General features: G+C 58.6%; 14 protein-coding genes, 1 pseudogene and 1 riboswitch. Of the genes and pseudogenes, 9 read left to right on the top strand and 6 right to left on the bottom strand.

The annotated features are described in order from the left end of the window. Positions 1-267: 267 nt before the first annotated feature. From ICA15_RS23260 to ICA15_RS23245, 4 genes are all read left to right on the top strand, one after another. Positions 268-1,230, top strand: coding sequence for a LysR family transcriptional regulator (locus tag ICA15_RS23260; RefSeq protein ID WP_150603487.1), 963 nt, complete (start codon positions 268-270; stop codon positions 1,228-1,230). A gap of 56 nt (positions 1,231-1,286) precedes the next feature. Further along, complete coding sequence (locus ICA15_RS23255; RefSeq protein WP_210554772.1) at positions 1,287-2,444, top strand: alpha/beta hydrolase family protein; 1,158 nt, start codon at positions 1,287-1,289, stop codon at positions 2,442-2,444. Positions 2,445-2,630: 186 nt separating this feature from the next. Next, positions 2,631-3,980, top strand: a complete 1,350-nt coding sequence (locus ICA15_RS23250) for a metal-dependent hydrolase family protein (protein ID WP_150615635.1) — start codon at positions 2,631-2,633, stop codon at positions 3,978-3,980. An 11-nt stretch (positions 3,981-3,991) separates the two neighbouring features. Further along, a complete protein-coding gene (locus ICA15_RS23245; protein WP_210554771.1) occupies positions 3,992-4,438 on the top strand; it encodes a GlcG/HbpS family heme-binding protein in 447 nt (148 codons plus the stop codon). Here the strand turns inward: ICA15_RS23245 and ICA15_RS23240 are convergent. The 3 genes from ICA15_RS23240 to ICA15_RS23230 form a co-directional block, all read right to left on the bottom strand. Further along, positions 4,423-5,358: a LysR family transcriptional regulator gene (locus tag ICA15_RS23240; protein ID WP_210554770.1), complete on the bottom strand. Its 936-nt coding sequence runs from the start codon at positions 5,356-5,358 to the stop codon at positions 4,423-4,425. The genes ICA15_RS23245 and ICA15_RS23240 overlap by 16 nt on opposite strands. Positions 5,359-5,438: 80 nt before the next feature. After that, entirely contained in the window at positions 5,439-7,565 is a 2,127-nt protein-coding gene (locus ICA15_RS23235; RefSeq protein WP_210554769.1) for a TonB-dependent siderophore receptor, read from the bottom strand. A gap of 165 nt (positions 7,566-7,730) precedes the next feature. After that, a complete protein-coding gene (locus tag ICA15_RS23230) occupies positions 7,731-9,005 on the bottom strand; it encodes an NTP/NDP exchange transporter (RefSeq protein WP_210554768.1) in 1,275 nt (424 codons plus the stop codon). 225 nt (positions 9,006-9,230) lie between these two features. Here ICA15_RS23230 and ICA15_RS23225 point away from each other — a divergent pair, with 225 nt between their 5' ends. Both ICA15_RS23225 and ICA15_RS23220 read left to right on the top strand, forming a co-directional pair. Next, complete coding sequence (locus ICA15_RS23225) at positions 9,231-10,046, top strand: DUF1206 domain-containing protein (RefSeq protein ID WP_210554767.1); 816 nt, start codon at positions 9,231-9,233, stop codon at positions 10,044-10,046. A gap of 179 nt (positions 10,047-10,225) precedes the next feature. Next, complete coding sequence (locus ICA15_RS23220) at positions 10,226-11,365, top strand: sensor histidine kinase (RefSeq protein ID WP_210554766.1); 1,140 nt, start codon at positions 10,226-10,228, stop codon at positions 11,363-11,365. Positions 11,366-11,496: 131 nt separating this feature from the next. Here ICA15_RS23220 and ICA15_RS23215 read toward each other — a convergent pair whose 3' ends face one another. The 3 genes and pseudogenes from ICA15_RS23215 to ICA15_RS23205 form a co-directional block, all read right to left on the bottom strand. Beyond that, a complete protein-coding gene (locus tag ICA15_RS23215) occupies positions 11,497-15,876 on the bottom strand; it encodes a response regulator (RefSeq protein ID WP_210554765.1) in 4,380 nt (1,459 codons plus the stop codon). Between the two features lie 41 nt (positions 15,877-15,917). Next, positions 15,918-17,075, bottom strand: a complete 1,158-nt coding sequence (locus tag ICA15_RS23210; RefSeq protein ID WP_150615650.1) for an HD-GYP domain-containing protein — start codon at positions 17,073-17,075, stop codon at positions 15,918-15,920. 194 nt (positions 17,076-17,269) lie between these two features. Then, positions 17,270-18,775, bottom strand: a pseudogene (locus ICA15_RS23205) (diguanylate cyclase). Positions 18,776-19,023: 248 nt separating this feature from the next. Continuing rightward, a riboswitch (cobalamin riboswitch) is annotated at positions 19,024-19,218 on the top strand. Positions 19,219-19,361: 143 nt separating this feature from the next. On the opposite strand from ICA15_RS23205, the gene ICA15_RS23200 reads away from it, so the two are divergent. Genes ICA15_RS23200 through ICA15_RS23190 form a run of 3 tightly spaced genes read left to right on the top strand, consistent with a single transcriptional unit; the run spans position 19,362 to position 22,176 of the window. After that, complete coding sequence (locus ICA15_RS23200) at positions 19,362-20,375, top strand: ABC transporter substrate-binding protein (RefSeq protein WP_210554764.1); 1,014 nt, start codon at positions 19,362-19,364, stop codon at positions 20,373-20,375. Continuing rightward, positions 20,372-21,388: a FecCD family ABC transporter permease gene (locus tag ICA15_RS23195; protein ID WP_210554763.1), complete on the top strand. Its 1,017-nt coding sequence runs from the start codon at positions 20,372-20,374 to the stop codon at positions 21,386-21,388. The genes ICA15_RS23200 and ICA15_RS23195 overlap by 4 nt, the downstream gene beginning before the upstream one ends. Then, positions 21,385-22,176 carry an ABC transporter ATP-binding protein gene (locus ICA15_RS23190; protein WP_210554762.1) on the top strand — a complete coding sequence of 264 codons (792 nt, stop codon included), beginning with the start codon at positions 21,385-21,387 and terminating at the stop codon, positions 22,174-22,176. Before ICA15_RS23195 ends, ICA15_RS23190 begins: the two co-directional genes overlap by 4 nt. The last annotated feature ends 3 nt before the right edge of the window (positions 22,177-22,179 follow it).

Raw genomic sequence — 22,179 nt, 5'->3', positions numbered from 1 at the left:
ATTGAAATTATGATTGTGGAGACTGTTGCCAACGGCTGTTCAGGCGATCAGCCATGCTTGGAATCCGGTGGTGGTGTCGGCAAGAGGCCCGACTGCGGCGAAGATTGACGCGGGATCTGGCAGCTGACTAATCGTCTGTCGGGATGCGACCTATCGCCGATCGCGATACCTGCGCAGCGACTGACACAGCGAATAACGGGAGGGTTGACGCGGCGATGTATTCGACCGAATGTATCGCGAAAATAAATATAAAAATGGACGTGGCCTATGCGTTTCAATCACCTGGACCTCAATCTGTTGGTGGCGCTCGATGTGTTGCTCCAGGAGCAGAACATCACCCGTGCCGCCGAACGCCTGCACATGACTCAATCGGCTACAAGCGGTGTACTCGGGCGCTTGCGTACCTATTTCGAAGACGAATTGCTCGTCCAGGTCGGCCGCAAGATGCAGCCCACACCTTATGCGGTGGAGCTCAGCGAACCGGTGCGCGAAGTGCTGCTGACGATTCAGTCATCGATTACCGCCAAACCGGTGTTTTCCCCGGCGGTCAGCAAGCGGCATTTCCGCCTGGTGACCTCGGATTATCTGATCAGCGTGCTGTTTGCTCAGGTGATCCAGAAAATCCATCAGGAAGCCCCGAACATCACCTTCGAGATGCTCGGCCCCAGCGACAACTCTGGCGAATTGCTGGTGCGCGGCGAGGTCGACCTGATGATCGTGCCCGAGCGCTACATCATCGAGGGTCACCCGTCCCAACTGCTGTTTGAAGAAGATCATGTGTGCGTGGTGTGGCAAGGCAACACGCAGGTCGGCGACAGCCTGACCCTTGAGCAGTACATGGAAATGGGCCACGTGTCGGTCGGCTTCGGGCGGACCCGGCACATGAGCATCGAGGAATGGTTCATGAACCAGTACGGTTTCAATCGCCGACTGGAAGTCATCACCAATGACTTCAATACCCTCCCCCAATTGATTGTCGGCACCCAACGTATCGCGACCATGCACCAACGCCTTGCGCGTCTGTACGCCGAATATCTGCCGCTGCGCATCCTGCCGCCGCCGGTCAAGATCCCGGTCATGCGTGAGTTCATGCTCTGGCACCGCAGCGTCGATGGCGATGCCATGCACCGCTGGCTGCGCGAGCGCATCAGCGAATTCATCACGGATCTGGAACCGGCTGCTATCGCCGCTCGCGATACCTCCCATCCCGAGTCACGATTGGCCAAATAGTCGGGCCGTCCTTAACGTGCCTTGCAATCGTCAAGGCAACCACAAGGACAACAATAATGTTCCGCTACTTCCCGACTAACTACGTGTGGAATCTTTCTGTCGATCTGGCCATTGAAATGGGCGCCCGGATGGGCGAAATCGAAGAAATGTGTGCCCCGCTGCAAGAAGCTGCCAAGCAACCTGACGCCGCCGGCACCCAGGCGTTTCGCGAAACCTGGGCAAAAATGGCCGACAAGCTGTGTGGCCTCGCCGAAGAAGATGAAGGCAATGGCCGGCTGCTTTCCGCCGGCGAAAAATACAGTCGCGCCGCCACCTATTACCTGACGTGCGAACGCTTGCAAGCCCACGGCGCTGCGGGCCGTACCGAACTGTATCAGCGCTTTTTGCAGACCTTCAAACGCGGTATCGAGCTGTCGCGGGAAAACTGTGAGCGCGTCGAAATCCCGTATGAAGGCAAACATATTTCCGGCCTGCTGGTCCGTGCTGAAGGGGTGAGCGGCCCCGCGCCGCTGCTGGTTCAGGTCAACGGGCTGGATTCGACCAAAGAGATGAAATACCGCGTCGGCCTGCCGGCCTGGCTGGCAAAACGCGGCGTGTCTTCGCTGATCATCGACCAGCCCGGAACCGGTGAAGCGCTGCGCCTGCACAACCTGATCGCCCGTTATGACAGTGAGCACTGGGCCAGTCGCGTGGTCGACTGGCTGGAAGCCCGCAGCGACGTGGATGCCAAGCGCATCGGCCTGGAAGGTGTCTCCCTCGGCGGTTATTACTGCCCGCGCGCGGTGGCCTTCGAGCCGCGGTTTGCCTGCGGCGTGGTCTGGGGTGCGAACCACGACTGGCGCGATGTGCAAAAGCGTCGACTGGAAAAAGAAGGCAGCTTTCCGGTGCCGCATTACTGGTCGCACGTCAGTTGGGTGTGGGGTGCCAAAGACATTGATGACTTCATGGCCATCGCCGAAAACGTGCATCTGGACGGCATACTGGATCGCATCAAGGTGCCGTTCCTGGTCACCCACGGTGAAAAGGATTCGCAGATCCCGCTGAAGTGGGCGCACCGTACCTACGAACAACTGGTCAATAGCCCGAAACGCGAGCTGAAAATCTTCACTGAGCGTGAGGGCGGTGTGCAGCATTCCAGCTTCGACAACAGCATCAATGCCGGTCAATACATCGCCGACTGGATCGCCGAAACCCTGGGTGGCCGCACCGCCTGATCCGTTGGAACCACGCCCAAAAAAACGCCGGACAATCTTTCGATTCTCCGGCGTTTTTGCGTTTACGGGTTGAACCAAAGGCACCTATTGACGCGATCAATACGCAGGCATCGATGCAATCTGCTGGTTCTGCACCCGCCTGCTCTTTAGCCTCGCTTTGCATAAAAATCACAAAGCGAAGACGCCATGACTGCCCTGCATCTGAAATGCCAGACCCTGTTCGACGGCACCGGACTTGAAACCCGCCAACAACAAACCTTGATCGTCGAAAACGGCCTGCTCACTTACGTCGGCCCAACCGCGATGGCACCCTCTCCCCAGCCTGGCGACACACAAGTGGATGCCGGCGACAACTTCGTCATGCCGGGTCTGGTGGATGTGCACACGCATCTGGCGTTCGGTAATGCGCAAAGCGAAGAAGACATTGATCTGTGGACCAGCGACGAGTTTCGCGCACTGCGCGGGATGTTTTTCGCGCAGCACGTACTGGCTGCCGGCGTCACCAGCATGGTCTGCCCCGGCGACAGCGGCCAGCTGAGCATCGCCGTGCGCAATGCCGTCGCCGCAGGTTTGTTTGAAGGCCCGCGCATCGCGGCCAGCAGCCGCGTCATCACCAATCGCCAGAGCCTTAACGACTGGTTCCCGAGCCGGGTCGGCGCCCCGGAATACTTCACGGCGCAACTGGTCACCAGCCGCAGCGACGCCCTCGCGGAGATTCGCAAGCAAGCCAAGGATGGAGTCGACCTGATCAAGATCGCCATGGACGGCACCCACCGCCGCCCCAATGGTGAAATCATTGCGGCCTTCACCGCCGACGAAACCTTTGAGATGGTCGAAGAAGCTCACCGCCTGGGCTGCAAAGTCGCCACTCATGCCTACGGTCGCGAGGCCGTGATGTACGCGGCACGCGCAGGGGTCGATCTGGTTTTCCATGCCTTTTATATGGATGACGCATGCATCGAAGCATTGCTTGAGGCCGGCAGCATTCTTGCCCCGACCATGACGTTTCCGCAAAACACTGTGGACTTCTGCCAGCCCCATGACCCGGCGATCAGCACGGGTTATGCGGGTTATTGCGCACGCACACTGGAAGTGGGTTCGGCGGTACTCAAGCGCGCCAAGGCTGCCGGCGTACCCTTTGCCTGCGGCAGTGACAGCGGTTTTGCGGTAACACCGTACGGCGAGTGGCATGCCCGAGAACTGGAGTTACTGGTGACCCGACTCGGCTTCACACCGGCCGAAGCGTTATACGCCGCAACCGCTGTCGGTGCGCGCTGCATGCCGCGCGGTGAAACCCTTGGCTCGCTGCAAGTGGGCAAGCAGGCAGACTTTCTCTTGCTCGACGGCTCGCCGCTGGATGACATCCGTCTCCTTCAAGACCGGTCACGCATTAAAGCCGTCTATAAATCCGGCCAACCGGTGCGCATGGATCGCAGCCCCTACAATCCTAAACAAGTGTCTGATTTCAACTCGCTGAAATGGACAGATCTCTACACCCGCGACCGCGTTGCCCAACTGGGTAAGTGGACGGTATGAGGACTGATGCCATGCAACGACTCGATTTGCTGACCGCCATGAACATGGCAAGTGAAGCCATGCGCTTCGCTCGGGACACCGGGATCAAACCTCTGGGCGTCGCCGTACTGGATGCCGCAGGCCATTCACTGGCGGTTCTGCGTGACGAGCACGCGACATTTCTGCGCCCACAAATCGCCACCGGCAAGGCGCGCGGTTGCCTGGGCATGGGTTTTGGAGGACGTGAGCTGGCACGACGTGCGCAGGCCATGCCGGCATTTTTCGATGCCATCAACAGTTTGACCGGCGGCGAGGTGATTCCGGTGGCGGGCGGCGTGCTGATCCGTAATGTCGAGGGCTTAATTCTCGGTGCCATCGGCATCAGCGGCGATACCTCGGACAACGACGAACGCTGTGCATTACACGCAATCGCCCACGCCGGACTGGTGGCCGACAGCGGTGATCAGGTCCCCGGTTGATCGAGCAGCGCGGCCTGCTCCAGTAGCAGGCCGCGAAACCATTGCATGGCCGGGTCATGTTCTTGATAGGGATGCCATTGCAGGACTTGCTCGGCCTGCGGAAACGCCAGCGGTGCCGGGTGAATGCGCAACGGGAAACGCTGTGCAAAGCGCTGCGCCTGCCGTTGGAACACGGTGGCGATGCGCGCAGTGCCGACAATAAATTCCGGCATCAGTACAAAGCTTTCAACAGTCACCGCGTCACGCCTTTCAATGCCCAGTTCATGCAGGTGCACGGCGTCCATTGCCAGGTTGCGCCCGTCGGCAAACTCGCGCACGACGTGCTCCGCGGCGCAATAGTCGGCCAGGCTGAGGCCTTCGGCAAACTGCGGGTGCTGCGCGCAGACGATGCAACAGAGTTGGTCAGTCATCAGCGGCATCTGCGAGTACGCGGGATTCACGCGTTGCCGCGGCACGATCACACAATCACTGCGCCGATAGTCGAGCGCCTCGCTGACGACATCACCGTCGCGCGGCAGCGGCATGTCCCGCAGGCTCAGACGAACGCCCGGAGCGATATGCGCCAATTCACGGCTGACTGCCGAAAACAGCACGTCCGCCACGTAATCGGAGGCCACCAAAGTGATGTGCCGATTGCACTGGGCCGGGTCGAAATTCAGCGGTGCATCGACGATTTCCCGCGTCAGAGCCAAGGCCGCACGCACCTTCGGCAATAACTCCAGGCCCAACGCCGTTGGCTCCAGACGCCGCCCCACTTGCACCAGTAACGGGTCGTTGAAATATTCACGCAAACGCCCGAGTGCCGAACTGGTAGCTGACTGCCCCAGACACAGACGCTCGGCCGCCCTGCTCACACTGCACTCACTCAGCAGGGCATCCAGCGCAACCAACAGGTTCAGGTCGAGGCGTCGATATCGCATGCGGATTCCACTGAAGTTTATGGATCAGTATTCTCCCGTCCTGCGGGCATGATTAACAGCGCTTCATTTCACCGAATCGTCTACAGAGTGTAAGAAACACCCACTTGAACTGTTCTCGGCTCACCAGGGTACGCGTAGACATTACCAAAGGCGCCTTCTTCGTAATCCCGGTCGAAGACATTCTTCACATCAAGGTTAAGCCTGACCTTGTCGTTGATCTTGTAGAAGCTGAGCAAATCGACAACGGTGTAACTGCCCATCGAGAATGCGGTGTTAGCGGTCTGGCCTGCACGTTCGGCAACGTATTTACTGCCCATACCCAAACCCAGGCCCTTCAGATTGCCATCCTGGAATTCGTAAACGTTGAGCAGGCTGAAGCTGTTCTTCGGAATGTTCATCAGTCGTGTGCCCGACTGAATTACATTGTCCTTGGTGACCTCGGCGTCCACATAGGCATAACCGCCAATCACCCGCCACTCTGGGGTTACGTTGCCTGCGACGTTGAGATCAAAGCCACGGCTGCGTACCTCGCCGGCCGCCACGCTGAAAGTGGAGTCCACAGGATCGGTGGTGAGGACGTTGCGTTTTTCAATCTGGTAGATCGCCGCGTCAACACTCAACTGGCGATCCAGCGCCTCCCATTTGATCCCCACCTCATAAGACTTACCCTTTTCCGGCTCAAAACCGCCACCCTGCCGACTCGCGCCCGTATTGGGTTTGAATGAGCGCGCGGTATTGGCGTACACCGCGACGGTATCGGTAAGGTCATAAAGGACTCCGAGACGCGGGGTCACCGCATTGTCGCTTGCCTCCCAGCTTTTGCCGCCCGGTACATAGGTTTCATAGTCATGCTCGAAACGCTCGAACCGGGCGCCCGCCAAAACTTTCAGGCGCTCGGTCAATGCCACTTGATCCTGGATGAAGGCGGCGTAGGTCTTGAGATTTTCCTTGTCGTGGGTGGGTGTGCGGGCCAGGGCTGGACGAGGCTGACCATACACTGGATTGAAGATATCAATCGGGTAGGCACTTACTGCGCCGCTGGAACGCTGGATGATGGACTTGTAGTCGTAATCTTCGTACTCGATTCCGGTCAGCAGCGTGTGATCGAAACCACCAGTTGAAAAGTGTCCGGTGAGGTTCAGCTGGGTGTCCTTGTCCGTCCACTCCAGTTTGCGATAGTTGAAGTTGCGCCCCAGCGTGCGCCCGTCGGCAGCGACGCCATTCGCTTCAATGGCATTGCCCTGCAAGGAGCCGTCGAGCCATTGGAAACCACCGCCCAACGTCCAGTTATCGCTTAGCAGATGTTCGAAACGCAGCTGCGCCATGTTGTTGTCGTTGTGCAGTTTGCCAACGTTCTTTTCGCCAAAGAAGGTATCGCGAGACGCGGTGCCAATCTGCTTCGGATAGCGCGTCACGCCACGATCCAGCGGGTGATTATTGCGCATGAAATCGCCCTCGAAGATCACCTTGGTATCGTCGTTGGCCTGCCAGGAAATTACCGGCGTCACACCATAGCGTTCGGTTTCAACATGATCACGGAAGGTATCGCCGCCCTCTCCCACCACATTCAAGCGATAGGCCAGTCGGCCTTCTTCGTCGAGCGGGCCGGACGCATCCAGCGTGCCACGCTTCATTCCCTGATCATCGAGCTGGCTGCCCAGGGTCACGGTGCGCTCCGTCAAAGGCTGTTTGGAGACCACATTGAACGTGCCACCCGGATCACCCCGGCCATAGAGAGTAGTGGCCGGGCCTCGCAGTACTTCAAGACGCTCGATGGTGTTCGCATCCGGCATGTTCGGATAACCACGGTTGATCGGGAAACCGTTGCGATAGAACTCGCCCGTGGTAAATCCACGCACCGTGAAAGTAGTCAGTCCCTGGCCACCGAAGTTATTGGCCCGTCCTACCCCGCCGGCGTAATCAAGCGCGTCCTGAAGGCGAGTAGCGCCGATGTCTTCGACAGCATCTTTGGTCACCACACTGAGTGACTGCGGTGTCTCATGAATCGACGTATCGGTTCGCGTTGCGCTGGCAGAACGCGTTGCGCGGTAGCCCTTCACCGGGCCTTGGGGGGCTTCGTACTCGGAAGTACCGACGATGTCAGTCGCCTGCAACTCCAGAACGGTTGTATCGGATGTCGCCTGCTCCGCCCAAGAGGAAGCGGAAAACGCCTGAAGCACACAGATGGAAACCAGAGTACGACGCATCGAGGAAGCCTTGAGGAAATAGCCAAATGGGACGGCATACGTGCCAATAATTCGCGGGGGATGATATATGACATTGCGAGTGTTTGATACGTATTCGCATTTGTATTCTTCAACGCCGATTGGGGTGCAACGAACCCTCCGCCAGATGATCGAGCAGCGACTCTTTCACGATGACGAGGCGTTCAGCGTTGCCTTTTGCCGCTGCCGTCTGGCTAACCAGAAGCAAAGGACGCTCCAAAGCCCTGCCACGGGCACAATAAATACTGCCACCAATCCAAACCCGGCGCCCACTGCCGTCAACCCGACGGACAGCCAGCCACTGGCGGCGTCTCCGCCTCGATACACCAGCGTCTCGATGACATTCTTGGCTTTGTACTTTTCCTCACGGCTGACCACCGTCCAGAGCACTTCCCGCGCCGGGCGCACAACGGCAAATTCGATAGCGCGGCGCAAACCTTGCGCCAGCGCCACCGTGGCCGGCACCGGTGCCAATGCCATCGCAGTGAAAGCCACGATGGTCGCCACGGGCAATGCGACCAGTGCCCCGCCGACGCCAACGAGGCGGATCAACGGCCCGGTCAGCAATAGTTGAAAGATCAGGGTCAGCGCCGACACGATCAGATCGACGACAGCAAAAAACTGCGTCTTGCTGGCCACGTCCGAGTAACTGCCAGCGACTATCCGGCCCTGCTCGAAATACAGGAAAGTCGCGGCAGTCGTGTGCAGCAGCATGAATAGCACTAGCCCTAGCAGATAGGGCGAGCGTGTGATCAGCGTGATGCCCGCAAGCATGCTGCCGCCCATCTCTCGTTCAGCCGTTATCGGGCCGGCAGACTGCGTGTCAGTCCGGGACAACAGTCCCCGATAGCATCGCACCGCCAATTCCAGCAGGACCGCCGCTGCAAAGGTCAACGCTATCGGGCCAAGCTTTGTTGCCATGGTCGCTGCCAGCAGAGGGCCGACGAACGTACCCAGGGTTCCTCCCGCCGCAATGAAACCGAACAGACGCAACCCCTGTGCGCTGGAAAACCGGTCGACCAGTACGCTCCAGAAAATCGAAACGATGAACAGGTTGTAGATACTGATCCAGACGAAAAACACCTGCCCCACCTGGACCGGCGCAACCCTGTTGGCAATCAACACGCCAAACACCAGCATCGACAAGGCGACGAAGCGATAGATCAACGGCACAAAACGCGTGGCGGGCAGCCGCGAAACCAGTGCGCCGAACAGCGGAACCATCAGCAGCATCACCAGAAAAGTCGCGGTGAACAGCCACTGCAACTTGTCTGCACCGCCCTCCAGCCCCAGCGCATCACGCAATGGGCGCACGAGGTAATAGCTCGCCAGAACGCAGAAATGGAAGGCGAAACCCAGTAACAGTGTGGCCCTTTCGCCAGGCGAGACGTTTGGCCACATGAGGTTTATCGCTCGCATCATTGCTTAGGACCTTTGGTTGTGTACAAACGACTAGCGATAAACATTGAATACTCTTCTGAGCAAGCCATAGGGTCTTCAGTCAACACGCAATATGTGCACACTTCGGCAATCGCATTAACAGAACACGGTCAGGTTTCCCCAATCAACCCTTCAACGTGCTTTATCGAACCCCTGCTGCAGCGGCGGGTCTGCTCGTATACACCTTCTCTGTTTGGAAATATTTCAATGCTTGCCCAACACACCCTTGTTCTGCTCGCGCGCTGCGGCTATGTCGCTCGGGGCGTTCTGTATCTGATCATCGGGATATTCGCGCTGCTGGCGGCTCAAGACGCTACGAAACCAAAAGACAGTCATAAAAGTCTCGAGGCGTTGTTAAGCCAGCCGTTCGGCTACGTACTAGTAGGGCTGGTGGTGGCCGGCCTACTCGCCTTCGCTGCATGGCGGGTGTTGCAAGCCGTTCGCGACGTTGATCATCACGGTACCGAACTCAAGGGCCTCGTTATTCGTGCAGGTTTGTTCGCGGGAGGTCTGGTCAATGGCGCGCTGGCGGTTTTTGCATTGGGCCTGCTTGTCAGTGGTGCTGGCAGCTCGGGTAATTCCGGTGATGGCAAGACCAAGGATCTGCTGGCACATCTTTTGTCGTTCGAACATTCAAACCTGCTGGTCTACCTAGTGGCGCTAGTGCCGTTAGGTGTCGGCATTGCGCACATCATCAAAGGCTGTAAAGCGTCATTCGAGAAGTACTTTGAAGCTGACGAAGATGTGATGCGCTATATCCGCCCTGTAGCGCAATTCGGATTGATTGCCCGAGGCGTCGTGTTTATCGAGATTGCACTGCTGATGGCGATCAGCGGATCTCTTTATAAAGCCACCAATCCCCCGGGCATGAAGGAAGCCCTTGATGCGCTGCAAAACATGCCTTTTGGCGGTTTGATTCTGATGGTGATGGCGTTGGGATTGATCGCATTCTCGGTTTACAGTTTCTCCGAAGGTGCCTGGCGCAAGATAAACATGGATGTGCCGGGGGTAGATAAGCGCTAGCGGCAAAGTGAATGCTGTCCTGTAGGGCGAGCGCCCAAGTAACGCATAGCGGAATCAGCGTTCAGGGCGCTACGTTTGATAGGACAGCGCAGCAAAACAGCAAATCCGTGTTCTACTTCACGTTGCGGCTTCCCCATCTTTCCTGTCTGGAACTCGCGCTCCTGACCAGGATCACGAACATGCGACTGTCCGACTTCATCACCACCAACCTCGAGCCGATTCTGCAGGACTGGGAAGATTTTGCGCGAACGATAGAAACGCCCGGCGCACCGCTGGACACAGAAGCGCTGCGTGATCATGCCGAACAGATGCTCCACGCCATCGTGCTCGATTTGCGGACTAAACAGACTGCAAAAGAACAACTGGCGAAGGCACATGGCAATGCCCCGTCAAATGACTCCGAAACGCCAGCGGAAACCCACGCAGTCACGCGGCTCATGGCAGGGTTCACGATCGATCAGATGGTCTCTGAATATCGTGCGCTCAGAGCCAGCGTCCTCGGTCAGTGGTCAAAGCAGATCAAGGCCGGCACGCCACTCGATGTGGATGACATGACAAGGTTTCATGAAGCAATTGACCAGGCCCTCGCCGAGTCAATTGCAAGCTATTCACGAGCCGTCGAAGCGTCACGGAACATATTCCTGGGTATCCTTGGCCATGATCTGAGAACCCCGCTTGGCGCTATCTTGCTCGGCGCCGACATGTTGAGGCGCTCAGAAGGCATCGGCGTCAAGGCAACCAAGATTTCCACTCAAATTTACACCAGCGTTAAACGTGCCAATCAGATCGTCAGCGACCTGTTGGATTTAACACGGTGCCAAATGGGTCCGGGTATACCGGTTAAACGAGAGCGCCTGGATTTGTTGCCTGTGTGCGAGCGCATCGTTGATGAAATCCGGGCGTTTCACCCTGATGCGGACATACTCTTGCAGACAAAAACATCCTGTGTGGGGGACTTCGATGGCGCACGGATGGAGCAGGTTCTTTCCAACCTGATCGGCAATGCCGTACAGCATGGCGATAACCAGCAGCCAGTGACCGTCACTCTGGTCGCCGCTGAGGAGAATGTCATTTTCACCGTGCATAACAGCGGTGAGCACATTCCAGATGACGTGATCCCGTTCATCTTCAACCCGATGGGTCGTTTTTCTCAGCACTCGATTATCGACCATGGCCCTACTGAAGGCTTGGGGCTGGGATTGTTTATTGCCTCAGAGATCGTTACATCGCACTGTGGTGTTATCGAGGTCATTTCGAATCCGGAAAGCGGTACCACCTTCGTCGTCACGGTTGCGAAGCTTCATCGCAAAGAACAATGATGCCTGACAGTGGCTTGACCTGGCGTCAACCGTGTTCTGTAGCTGATCCGTTGCTTCTAGAGCATTAAAGAAAGCCTGTTTGCGACAAAAATGGACACCGGAGCAGTCTGCCGTCCCTCTCCCGGCAAAACCTACCCCTCCTGCAAGAGTTCCAGAGCACGATCAAAGTCGAACAGTTCCACCTGCTCGGCAACCAGCGCCAGACGTTCTGCCAAGACCCGAGCGAGTGGCATGTGGCGAAGTTCGGCAACTGCGTCCAGTGCCGCGGTGTCACCTTGTACCAAAAGATCTTTGAGACTGTTCAGTCGCTCACTGATTTCTGACCCGACCAGCACACCATCATCTATTGATGCCGGGGCGTTTGCGGTCAGGTTGGCCAGCGCCGCCAAGATCGGGAGCAAGCAATTTTCGACCTGCGCCGCCAGCTTTCGCAGCACGCTAGCAGACTCGCCGTTGTGGCAGGCCTGTTCCAGCAGCGCGCAAGCCTGAGCCACGGCCATGGCGCCGATGTTGCCGGCACTGCCGCGCAAACTGTGCGCCAGTCGTTCGGTGGCGCCAGGATCGAGGTCGTCGAGTGCGGCCTCGAATTGCTCGGCGAAGCCTGCCTGAGTGTCGCGAAACTTGCACAGCAGACGTAAATAAAGGTCTCGCCGCTGCATGCAGGTGGCTAAACCGGCCGCCACATCAATACCCTCGATACGGTCTGGCAACCGATCCGACAGCGTTGCATTCAGCGATGCAAGCGCAGCCCGTGGACTGATCCATTTTGCCAATGTGGCGAACATCGCCTCGACATTGAGTGGCTTGGATATATGGTCATTCATACCACTGTGCAGCGCTCGTTCGCGGTCACCGTCCATTGCGTTGGCGGTCATGGCGATCACCGGCAAAGCGTTGAAACGCGGCTGCTGGCGGATTTTCAGGGTCGCGGTGTAGCCGTCCATAACCGGCATCTGGCAATCCATCAGCACGCCATCGAAGTCGTCATCCTCGGCCAGGATGTCCAGCGCCTCTTGGCCGTGCCTGGCGAGTCGCAGTCGCATTCCGGCACTCTCCAGCAGCTCGCAGGCGAGTTCCTGATTCAAGTCGTTGTCCTCGACCAGCAGCACCCGCGCACCCTTCAAGCTGTCTACGGTGCTGGCGTTGAGTTGGGCGCGTTCGCCAGCCCGAGTATCGCCGTTCAGGCCTTTTCCCAGCACCATACCAATAGCTTCCAGCAAAGAGGACGGAGTTACGGGTTTGGTCAGCACCACCGGCAACTGGATACCCTGTCGGTCGGCTTCCTCGCAAGCTTCTTCACGGCCAAAGGCGGTAACCATGATCACCGACGGCGTATGCAACAGGCTGGCGGAATGCATTCTGCTCACCGCTTCCATGCCATCCATGCCGGGCATCCGCCAGTCCATCAGGACCAGATCGTACGGCAGCGCCTTGAGTTCGGCGTCGCCGAGCATGCGCAGGGCCAGACTACCGGACTGCGCGACGTCCACTTCCAGACCAAAGCTGCGAGCCATACCCGAGAGGATTTCACGGGCACTGGCGTTATCATCCACGACCAGTACCCGCAGCCCCATCAGTTCGCCGGCCTTGAACATTCGGCGCGGCTGAGCGTCTTGCTGCACACCGAGCTGCACCTGAAAATGAAACGTGGAGCCGACTCCAGGCTCACTTTCGACCCAAATGCGGCCGGCCATCAGTTCCACCAGCTTCCTGGATATAGACAAGCCCAGCCCGGTGCCACCGTACTTGCGGGTAATCGAGCTGTCAGCCTGACTGAACGACTGAAACAGGCGTGAACACTGCTCGACCGTCATGCCTATGCCCGTGTCGCGCACCCAGAAATGCAGCTCCACGCGCTCGTTGTGCATACTGACTTTTTCCACGCCGACCACAAGCTCACCGCGCTCGGTGAATTTGGCGGCGTTGTTACCCAGATTGATCAGCACCTGGCCAAGACGAAGGGGATCTCCGAGCAGTGCAGTGGGCAGGTCGGGCGGGATCTGGAACAGCAGCTCCAGGCCCTTGTATTCGGTTTTCAGGCCAATCATGGCCGCGAAGCTGTCGAGTACGTCCTCGAGGCGAAACGGGAGTTGTTCAAGGCTCATCCTGCCAGCCTCGATCTTGGAGAAATCGAGGATGTCGTTGATGATCCCCAGCAGGTTCTCCGCCGATCGGTGAACCTTTTCAATGTAGTTGCGCTGGCGCTTATCAAGTTCGGTACGCAACGCCAAATGGCTCATGCCGATGATGGCGTTCATCGGCGTTCGGATCTCATGACTCATGTTGGCGAGAAACTCGCTCTTGGCCCGCGTGGCCTCTTCGGCCACTGCCCTCGCCTCTGCCAGCGCAGTCACGTCGATGTTGATACCGGTCGCACGTAACGGCTTACCGTCAGGGGTGCGTGAGAAGCGGTTGAGCGACCGGAATGTGCGCACCTTTCCATCGTTTTTACGCACGATGCGCAAGTCGAACTCGACGCGATCATCGCCCCGTTGGACGGCGTTTTCGAACGTGCTGCTGACGCGCGCTACGTCATCGGGATGGACCAGCGCCTTCCAGTGCTCCAGCGTGCCGCCGAATGCGCCAGTCTCCAGACCGAAAAGGCTTTCGAGCTGGGGCGTCCAGTAATTTGTACCGCTGACCAGATCAACGTCGAACAAGCCGATGTCGCCGGCCTCTTGCGCCAGATTCAGGCGATCGCTGGCAGTGCGCAGTTTCGCCTCCATCGCCCTGCGCTCACTCACGTCACGCACCGAGGCGCAAACGCAGACGCCGCGGCCCTCCAGGCGAGGCAAATGGGACAGGCCGATTTCCACGGAGAACAGACTGCCGTCTTTGCGCACGCCGCTCAGGTCACCGAGGTCGCCGCCCATCTGCCGGGTTCCGCCGCTGGCAATGAAACCGTCGCGCAATCCGACATGCCGCTGGCGTGCAGCCTGCGGCACCAGACGCTCAATGCTGGCGCCGATCAGCTCGCCTTGTTCATAACCAAACAGTGTGTCCATTTGTGGATTGGTCATCAGAATGCGGCCGTCGGCCCCCAGCACCAACATGCCATCCGGTGCCGCCTCGATAATGCCGCGATACCAGGCCTCGGTAGCGCGCAGTGCCGTCTGCTGGGCTTCAAGTTCTCTGGCCTGGTGTTCCAGCAGTAAAGTTTGCGCACCCATTTCGTCCGCCTGGCGACGAGTTTCCTGCAGCAGTGCCCGAGCCGCCTCACTGCGCTCCATGATCGCCATGGCACCGGCCAGCCTGGGCAGCACTTCCTGCAAGAGCAACGCCTGATTTTCTTCCAGCGGTCGAAAGCCGGCCATTTCCAGAACGCCAAGCAAGCGCTCACCACGCAGCACCGGCTGAACCAGCAGATGGCTGGCGGGGGCTGTACCCAATTGCGCGCGCACATGCCAGAACCGTTCAGGCAGATCGTCGAGCTGGCGAGGTTGGTGATCCAATGCACACTGGCCGAGCAATCCTTCACCGAGTTCAACCTCAGTCGACAGAGGCTGCTGACTATCCACCGCATAACCGCCGACCAACCGAAGACGTGACGCGCCCTCATAGAGGACATACAAAGCCCCTTGGCACATGCCCAACTGTGGCGCGATACGGCTGAAAAAAGCCTGCGCCAACTGTTGTGGCGTCTCTGCCTGTTGCAGATCCACTTGCAGCAGCGAGGCGTGGGCTTTGACCCAGCGCTGGCGCTCAAGCTGACGAGCCTCCAGTTGCAGCGTGGCAATGGCACGCGCCAGGTCGCCGGTTTCGTTGCGAAGATCGGTGTGAGGAATCTGACCGTCCAGCTTGCCACAAGCCAACTCGTCAACCGCCACGCGCACCCGATTGAGCGGCACGCGAATGGATTGACTGACCAGCCAGGTCAAGAGCAAGGCCAGCGTCGAACCGCCCAGCAGCAAGACATAAGTGATCGTGCTGCTTCGCTGTGCATACTCAACCTGACTCTTCGCCATATCGTGGATGTCGGCTTCCTTGTTGTTCTGTATCTGAGTGAGCAACTCGTCGCCTCCCTGTTCCAGCGCGAGAAAATCCTTACTGTTGAGTAATGTCAGGGCCTGACCAAGGGAGCCCTTGCCGGCGAACTCCAGTGCTTCATCGCCGTCTTTTTGCAGGCGCCGCAACACCACTTCGAATTCCAACAGGCTGTTGAGACTGCTCTGTCGTCGCAGTGTCGGTCGAAGCTGCTCCAGAGCCTCGAGCAGGCGTTTCTGGGCGACGGCCATCTGGGCTCTGGCGCTGATCCGGATGTCTGCGTTGTTGGTAGCGATTGCGCGCTGCATTGCCAGCAATAGATGCGGCAACTGCACCCGGACTTCCTGCACATGCTGGATACCGACCAGATCCTGTTGGTACAACTGCTGCATTTCGTACCTGAGCGAATACTGGGTGCGCAGGCTTTGCACACCCAGTACGAGGCTCAACATCAGCAGTGCGGCGAAGCCGATGATCAATTTATTGCGCAGGGACAGGCGCTCGAGCAGCTCGAACAGTCTGTTCATATACGGCCTCGTTCAGCTTGATGTGCAGTGATGCCAAGGGCTCAGGAGTGGTCAGCGTTTTGCTCAAGCAAGGCCAACTGCCTCGCCATGTCGTGGTCGCTGTCGATGAAGCGCAGTGCGATTTCACGGAACTGCTCGGCATTGGCCAGAAACGCGTCGCAGATGTCCGGATCGAAATGCGAACCGCGGCCTTCGCGGATAATCTCGACTGCCTGTTCATGGGGCATGCCGGGTTTGTACACGCGACGACTGATCAGCGCATCGTAGACATCCGCCAGGGCCATCAAACGGGCGCTGATCGGTATGTCGTCGGCGGCCAGCCCTTGCGGATAGCCACTGCCATCCCACTTTTCCTGATGGCCGTAGGCGATTTCCTTGGCCAGATGAAGGAAGTCGACTTTGATTCCTAACTGATCCTCGGCGTGCTGGATCGCGTCGCGCCCCAGTGTGGTGTGGGTCTTCATGATCTCGAATTCTTGCGCAGTAAGACGTCCCGGCTTGAGCAGGATGCGATCAGCGATACCAATCTTGCCTATATCGTGCAGCGGTGCTGACTTGAATAGCAGCTTGATGGTTTCCTCATCGAGGAAGTGCCGGAAGCGCGGATGCTCGCGCAGCAGTTCGGCCAGTAGTCTTACGTAGTGTTGAGTACGGCGAATGTGGTTGCCGGTTTCGTTGTCGCGGGTTTCGGCCAGCGATGCCATGGCGTGAATAGTGACGTCCTGGATGGCGATCACCTCCCGGGTCCGGCGCTGCACTTCCTGTTCCAGGAATTCGTTCTGATTGCGCAGGAAGTCTGCAGCCGACTTGAGCTTGATCTGAGTCTCGACCCTGGCCAAGAGCACCGGAGGGATTATCGGTTTGGTGATGTAATCCGCAGCCCCCAGGCTCAAACCGCGAATCTCGTACTCTGTAGCAACCATGGAAGTCAGGAAAATGATCGGAATGTGGCGAGTACGGTGGTCACCCTTGAGCTGCTCGGCAACGTCATACCCGGACAGGCCGGGCATCATGATGTCCAGCAGGATCAGGTCGGGAAGCGGATCGCTTTGCAGAAGACGCAGTGCTTTCTCGCCGCTGTTGGCTGCCTTGATCCGATATTTGTCCTTGAGCAACTCGGCGATCAGCATCAGGTTGTCGGGGGTGTCGTCCACCACCAGGACGGTTGCTGATGGATACAGGTCCTGCACGCTGTCCATGAATGTCGGCTCCCTTTCGTGACCAGTAACGAGTGGGCGCGGTGACGCCGTTCTCTTGCTGGCAAGCGTAGCTAGAAAAACTGCAATCGCTAGAGGAAGTCGCAGGCTCGTGAGAAGGTGCTTTTGCCGGTAGCAAAACACGAATGCTTGAAGAGGCCCTTTGATGCCGTGCCAGACCTAAAGGCGATCGCCTGTCACGACCCACCCCTTACATACTGATTCCGACCCCGGGCCTTGGCGTTGTACGGCACCTGATCGGCTACCTCGATCAAACCTTGCAGGTGATCCAGTTCCAGCCCCGTGGCGGTCGCAATCCCGATGCTGACACTGACGCGTCCGAGCGGGCTGGCGTTGTGCGGGATGTTTGCTTGCTGCAAGCGGTCGATGATCAGTTGCGCCACGACTGCGGCACCGTCGATATCGGTGTCCGGCATGATCACCCCCATCTCTTCACCGCCATATCGGGCCACCAGGTCCGAGGGGCGCCGCACACATTCGTCCAGGATTCTGCCAACGGTTTGCAGACAGGCGTCTCCGGCAACATGTCCGAGTGAGTCGTTGAACAGCTTGAAGTGGTCGATATCGATCATCAGCAATGCCAACGTCGTACCGTCACGTCGTGCTCGGCGGGCTTCCATGGCAAGGCTTTGATCAAAGCAGCGTCGATTGGCCAGACCGGTCAGGGCGTCTTTCATCGCCAGCAATTCCAGTTGCCGATTGGTTGAGAGCAACTGCTGCTGGGTGCCTCGCAACTGATCTTCGGCCTTGGTACGCCGACGGATATCCAGAATCAGGAACCAGCCAATGAGGCCCGTGAGTCCCAGCAGCCCGGTGACCACCACCGCCGACAACAATGCCTCGGTTCGCCACGCGGCGAGGGCTTCGCGCTTGCCGAGGGCCACCGTCGTTATCAGCGGCAGCCGGTCACTCTTGCGGAAGGCGTAGAGCCGCTCCACACCATCCAGGCTGGAGGTAAACGACGCGGTGCCGACTGCTCGATCAACGAGATACTTGGCATAGATGGGCGATTTGGAAAAGTTGCGGCCCATGTCCTGCTCGCGGAATGGATAACGAACCAGCAACGTCCCATCGGTGTAAGACAACCCGATGGCGCCCTCCTGCCCCACGTCGATCTTTCCGAACAACCGAAGAAAGTTTTCGACGCCCAAGGTGACCGCCACCACCCCGGCAAACTCTCCGCGCGCATCATTGAAGCGGCGGCTGACGGTGATCACCCATTCCTGATTCGAACGGCTCTGGATAGGCGGACCGATAAAGGTCTCACGGCTGGGATCGTCGCGATGATGAATGAAATAGGCCCGATCGCTGCTATTCGCCCCGGCCGGAATCGGTCGATTGGAGGACATCAGCCAGCGTCCCTGATTGTCGTAGATCGTGATACCACTGAGCTGTGGCATTAACGGTTACTGGCGGATGATCAATGCACTCAGCCGCTGAATCTGCGCGGGGCCGCTACCTTCAATTTCCAGGCGCTCGACAAGCCCGAGTAAAAGCAGCGAGCTCTGGCGGACAATCCCCTCGGAGTAGGTAGACAGCGCCTGGGTCAGGTTCAAGCCGTGGACATCCACTTCCTCCAGTGCCCGATCTCGAGAAGCCAATACTTTCCAGACCGTCAATGACGCCAGAGAGCAACCGATCACGAACAGCAAAAGCACAACCAGGTGCGAATCACGCTTCACGTTATTACCTTAAGGAAAGTCCGGTTTTCCGTTCCCGCGACTATTGGGTCAGGGCAATAGCTGGGGCCATTCGTCCTCTTGTAACGCAAGGATACAAGTTGCGCTGAATCGTTGCAGTAACTGAATAGGTGGCGCAAAAGTGCTTCGCATAAAAGTACCTGACTGGTCCGTTCTCACCATCGCCCCTCCTGCTGGCGCTGCCCCACGCCTTGAGCGAGCACGCCCGTTCGCCTCAACCGCCACGATCGGATACCATGCCGCCCGCCGGTTTCCAATTGGGATTAATAGGGAATCCGTGATGCGCCCAACGCATCAAACGGAACTGCCCCCGCAACTGTAGATGCCGAGCCTGCTTCTAAACTGCCACTGGGATTGTTCCCGGGAAGGCTGAAGCAGGCGACGACGCATCAGTCAGGAGACCTGCCGGCCAAGCAACAATCACTAACCGGCGGGGTGTCCGGGAAGGACATCCTTGTGCGCGCGTCACTTCGGTGATCGGCCTGGCACTGCTTTCAAGGCAGCGTGAGCGATGTGTTTCCAGAACCTGCACCCTGGCTCCGTGTACGGTTCGAATGGAGATTGCATCATGCTGTTGCCTCGTTTTGTCGCCCTCGTCGTTGGCCTGGGTGTTGGCGCCCTCGCCCATGCTGCACCGACGCAGTACCCCCTGACGATTGAAAACTGCGGCAGCACGCTGACCTTCGCGCAGGTCCCGGCGCGCGCGGTGACAATCGGCCAGGCCGGCACGGAAATGCTCTTCGCCCTCGGACTGGGTGAAAAAATCGTCGGCACTTCGCTGTGGTTCAACGATGTGCTGCCTCAGTACAAAGCGCAAAACGACAACATCGAGCGCCTGGCCGATAACGAACCGAGTTTCGAATCGGTGATCGCCAAGCGCCCGCAACTGGTGGCTGTGGAGCTGGAATGGATGGTCGGGCCGCAAGGCGCGGTCGGCACCCGCGAACAGTTTCACGAACTGAACATACCGACTTATCTGATGCCGTCTGACTGCGAGGCCAAGGACAATCTGGTCGGTGCCGACGGCACGCGTCTGGCGCCGTTTCGCATCGACAGCATCTATAAAAGCATCACCCAGTTCGGTGAGATTTTTGATGTCCAGGCGCGCGCTCAACAGTTGAACGCAGACCTCAAGGCGAGCCTCGCCAACTCGATTGCCATGGCGAATGACAAGAAATCGAAAGACATCAGCGCACTGGTCTGGTTTTCCAGTGCCAGTCTGGATATCGACCCGTACGTCGCCGGACACAAGGGCGTTCCAGACTTCATGCTCAACACGCTGGGCGTGCGCAACGTCGTGGAGTCCGATGAAGAATGGCCAACTGTCGGCTGGGAAACCATCGCCAAAGCCAACCCGACGTTCCTGGTCATCGCGCGCATGGATCGCCGGCGCTTCCCGGCTGACGACTATCTGAAGAAGCTGGAATTCCTGCGCAACGATCCCGTGACCCGCAACATGGACGCGGTGAAAAACAACCGCATCATCATTCTCGACGCCATGGCCATGCAGGCCAGCATGCGCACATTCGACGGCATCGCCTCATTGGCGAGCGCCATTAACGGCTACGACCTGTCCAAATGACCGCGACGTTGATACGCACCCTGTTGGCACTGGCGATCCTGCTTTTAGCGGTGATTGCCGGTGTGGCCATTGGTGAGACGACCATTGATCCCATCGTGGTGTTTCAGGTGCTGGCCAACAAACTGTGGGCGGCCGGTTATGTGCTTGATCCGATCGACGAAGGCATTGTCTGGAACTATCGCCTGACTCGCGCGCTGGTGGCTGCCGCTTGCGGCGCGGGTTTGGCGACTTGCGGGGTGATTCTGCAATCGCTGCTGCGCAACCCGCTGGCCGACCCGTATCTGCTCGGCATTTCCGCTGGCGCCTCAACGGGCGCGGTGATGGTCGCGTTGCTGGGTTTCGGCGCCGGGGCGATTTCCATGTCAGTTGGTGCGTTCGGCGGCGCTGTTGTGGCGTTCGCCGTCGTGGTTTTACTCGGCCGCGCCGCTGGCTCACCGGGTAATACCGGCCAGATCATTTTGGCGGGGATCGCCGGTTCGCAGCTGTTCAATGCCCTCACGGCATTTCTGATCACCAAGTCGGCCAGCTCCGAACAGGCACGCGGCATCATGTTCTGGATGCTCGGCAATCTCAGCGGCGTGCGCTGGCCATCGGTGTGGCTGGCAGTGCCGGTGACAGTCATCGGGCTCGTTGTGTGCCTGTGGCATCGGCGTGCGCTGGACGCGTTTACCTTCGGCGTCGACTCAGCGGCATCGCTCGGGATTCCGGTGCGGCGCGTGCAGTTGCTGTTGATCAGTTGTGCCGCATTGGTGACGGCTGTGATGGTGTCGATTGTCGGCTCTATCGGTTTCGTGGGTCTGGTGATTCCCCACGCTGTAAGGCTTTTGCTCGGCACTCGACACACGCGTCTGCTGCCCGCGAGTGCACTGGGCGGCGCGGTGTTTTTGATTGCCGCTGATGTGCTGTCGCGCACGCTGATCAAAGGCCAGGTGATCCCGGTCGGCGTGATTACCGCGCTGGTCGGTGCGCCAGTGTTCGCGCTGATCCTGATCGGCCGGAGGAATGCCCGATGAATGCGCTGTCCCCGGTGGTCGGCGAATCGGTGCTGCGTTGCTGCGGCCTCGGCTTTGATATCCGCGATGCGCGGTTGCTGCACGAGATTGATCTGGACATCCGTCGCGGCGAAACCCTTGGCCTTGTCGGCCCCAACGGTTCTGGCAAATCCACTTTGCTGAAATTGCTCTGCGGCGTACGCTCGCCCAGTCGTGGCGACATCCATCTCCACGGCCAGCGGTTGAAGACGCTGTCGCGCCGAACCATCGCGCAAACGCTGGCGGTGGTTGAGCAGCAGGCGGACACCCTCGACGCGATCAGCGTGTTTGATGCCGTGGCGCTGGGTCGAACGCCATGGCTGTCGGCGCTCAGTCCGTGGTCTGCCGAGGACGATGGCATTATCGATCAGGCCTTGCGCGATGTTGACGCGACGCATCTGCGCAATCGCTCCTGGCGCAGCCTTTCCGGTGGCGAGCGCCAGCGTGTGCACATCGCGCGCGCCCTCGCCCAGCGCCCGCAAATCCTGCTGCTGGACGAACCCACCAACCACCTGGATATCCAGCATCAACTGTCTATTTTGAATGTGGTTCAAGCGTTGCCGGTGACCACGGTGATTGCCCTGCACGACCTCAATCAAGCACTGACTTGTGATCGATTGGCCGTACTGGAAAAGGGTCGCCTGGTCGCCCTCGGCAAACCACTTGAGGTGTTGACCCCGCAACGCCTGCTCGACACGTTCGGGGTGCATGCCCATTACCTGACTGACCCTTTCGACGGCGCGCAGATCCTGCGATTGCGCTCTTCCTGATTG

It is taken from the genome of Pseudomonas sp. P116 (assembly GCF_020149425.1).
GTDB lineage: Bacteria > Pseudomonadota > Gammaproteobacteria > Pseudomonadales > Pseudomonadaceae > Aquipseudomonas > Aquipseudomonas anatoliensis.
This window is presented reverse-complemented; position numbering and strand designations above follow the sequence as displayed.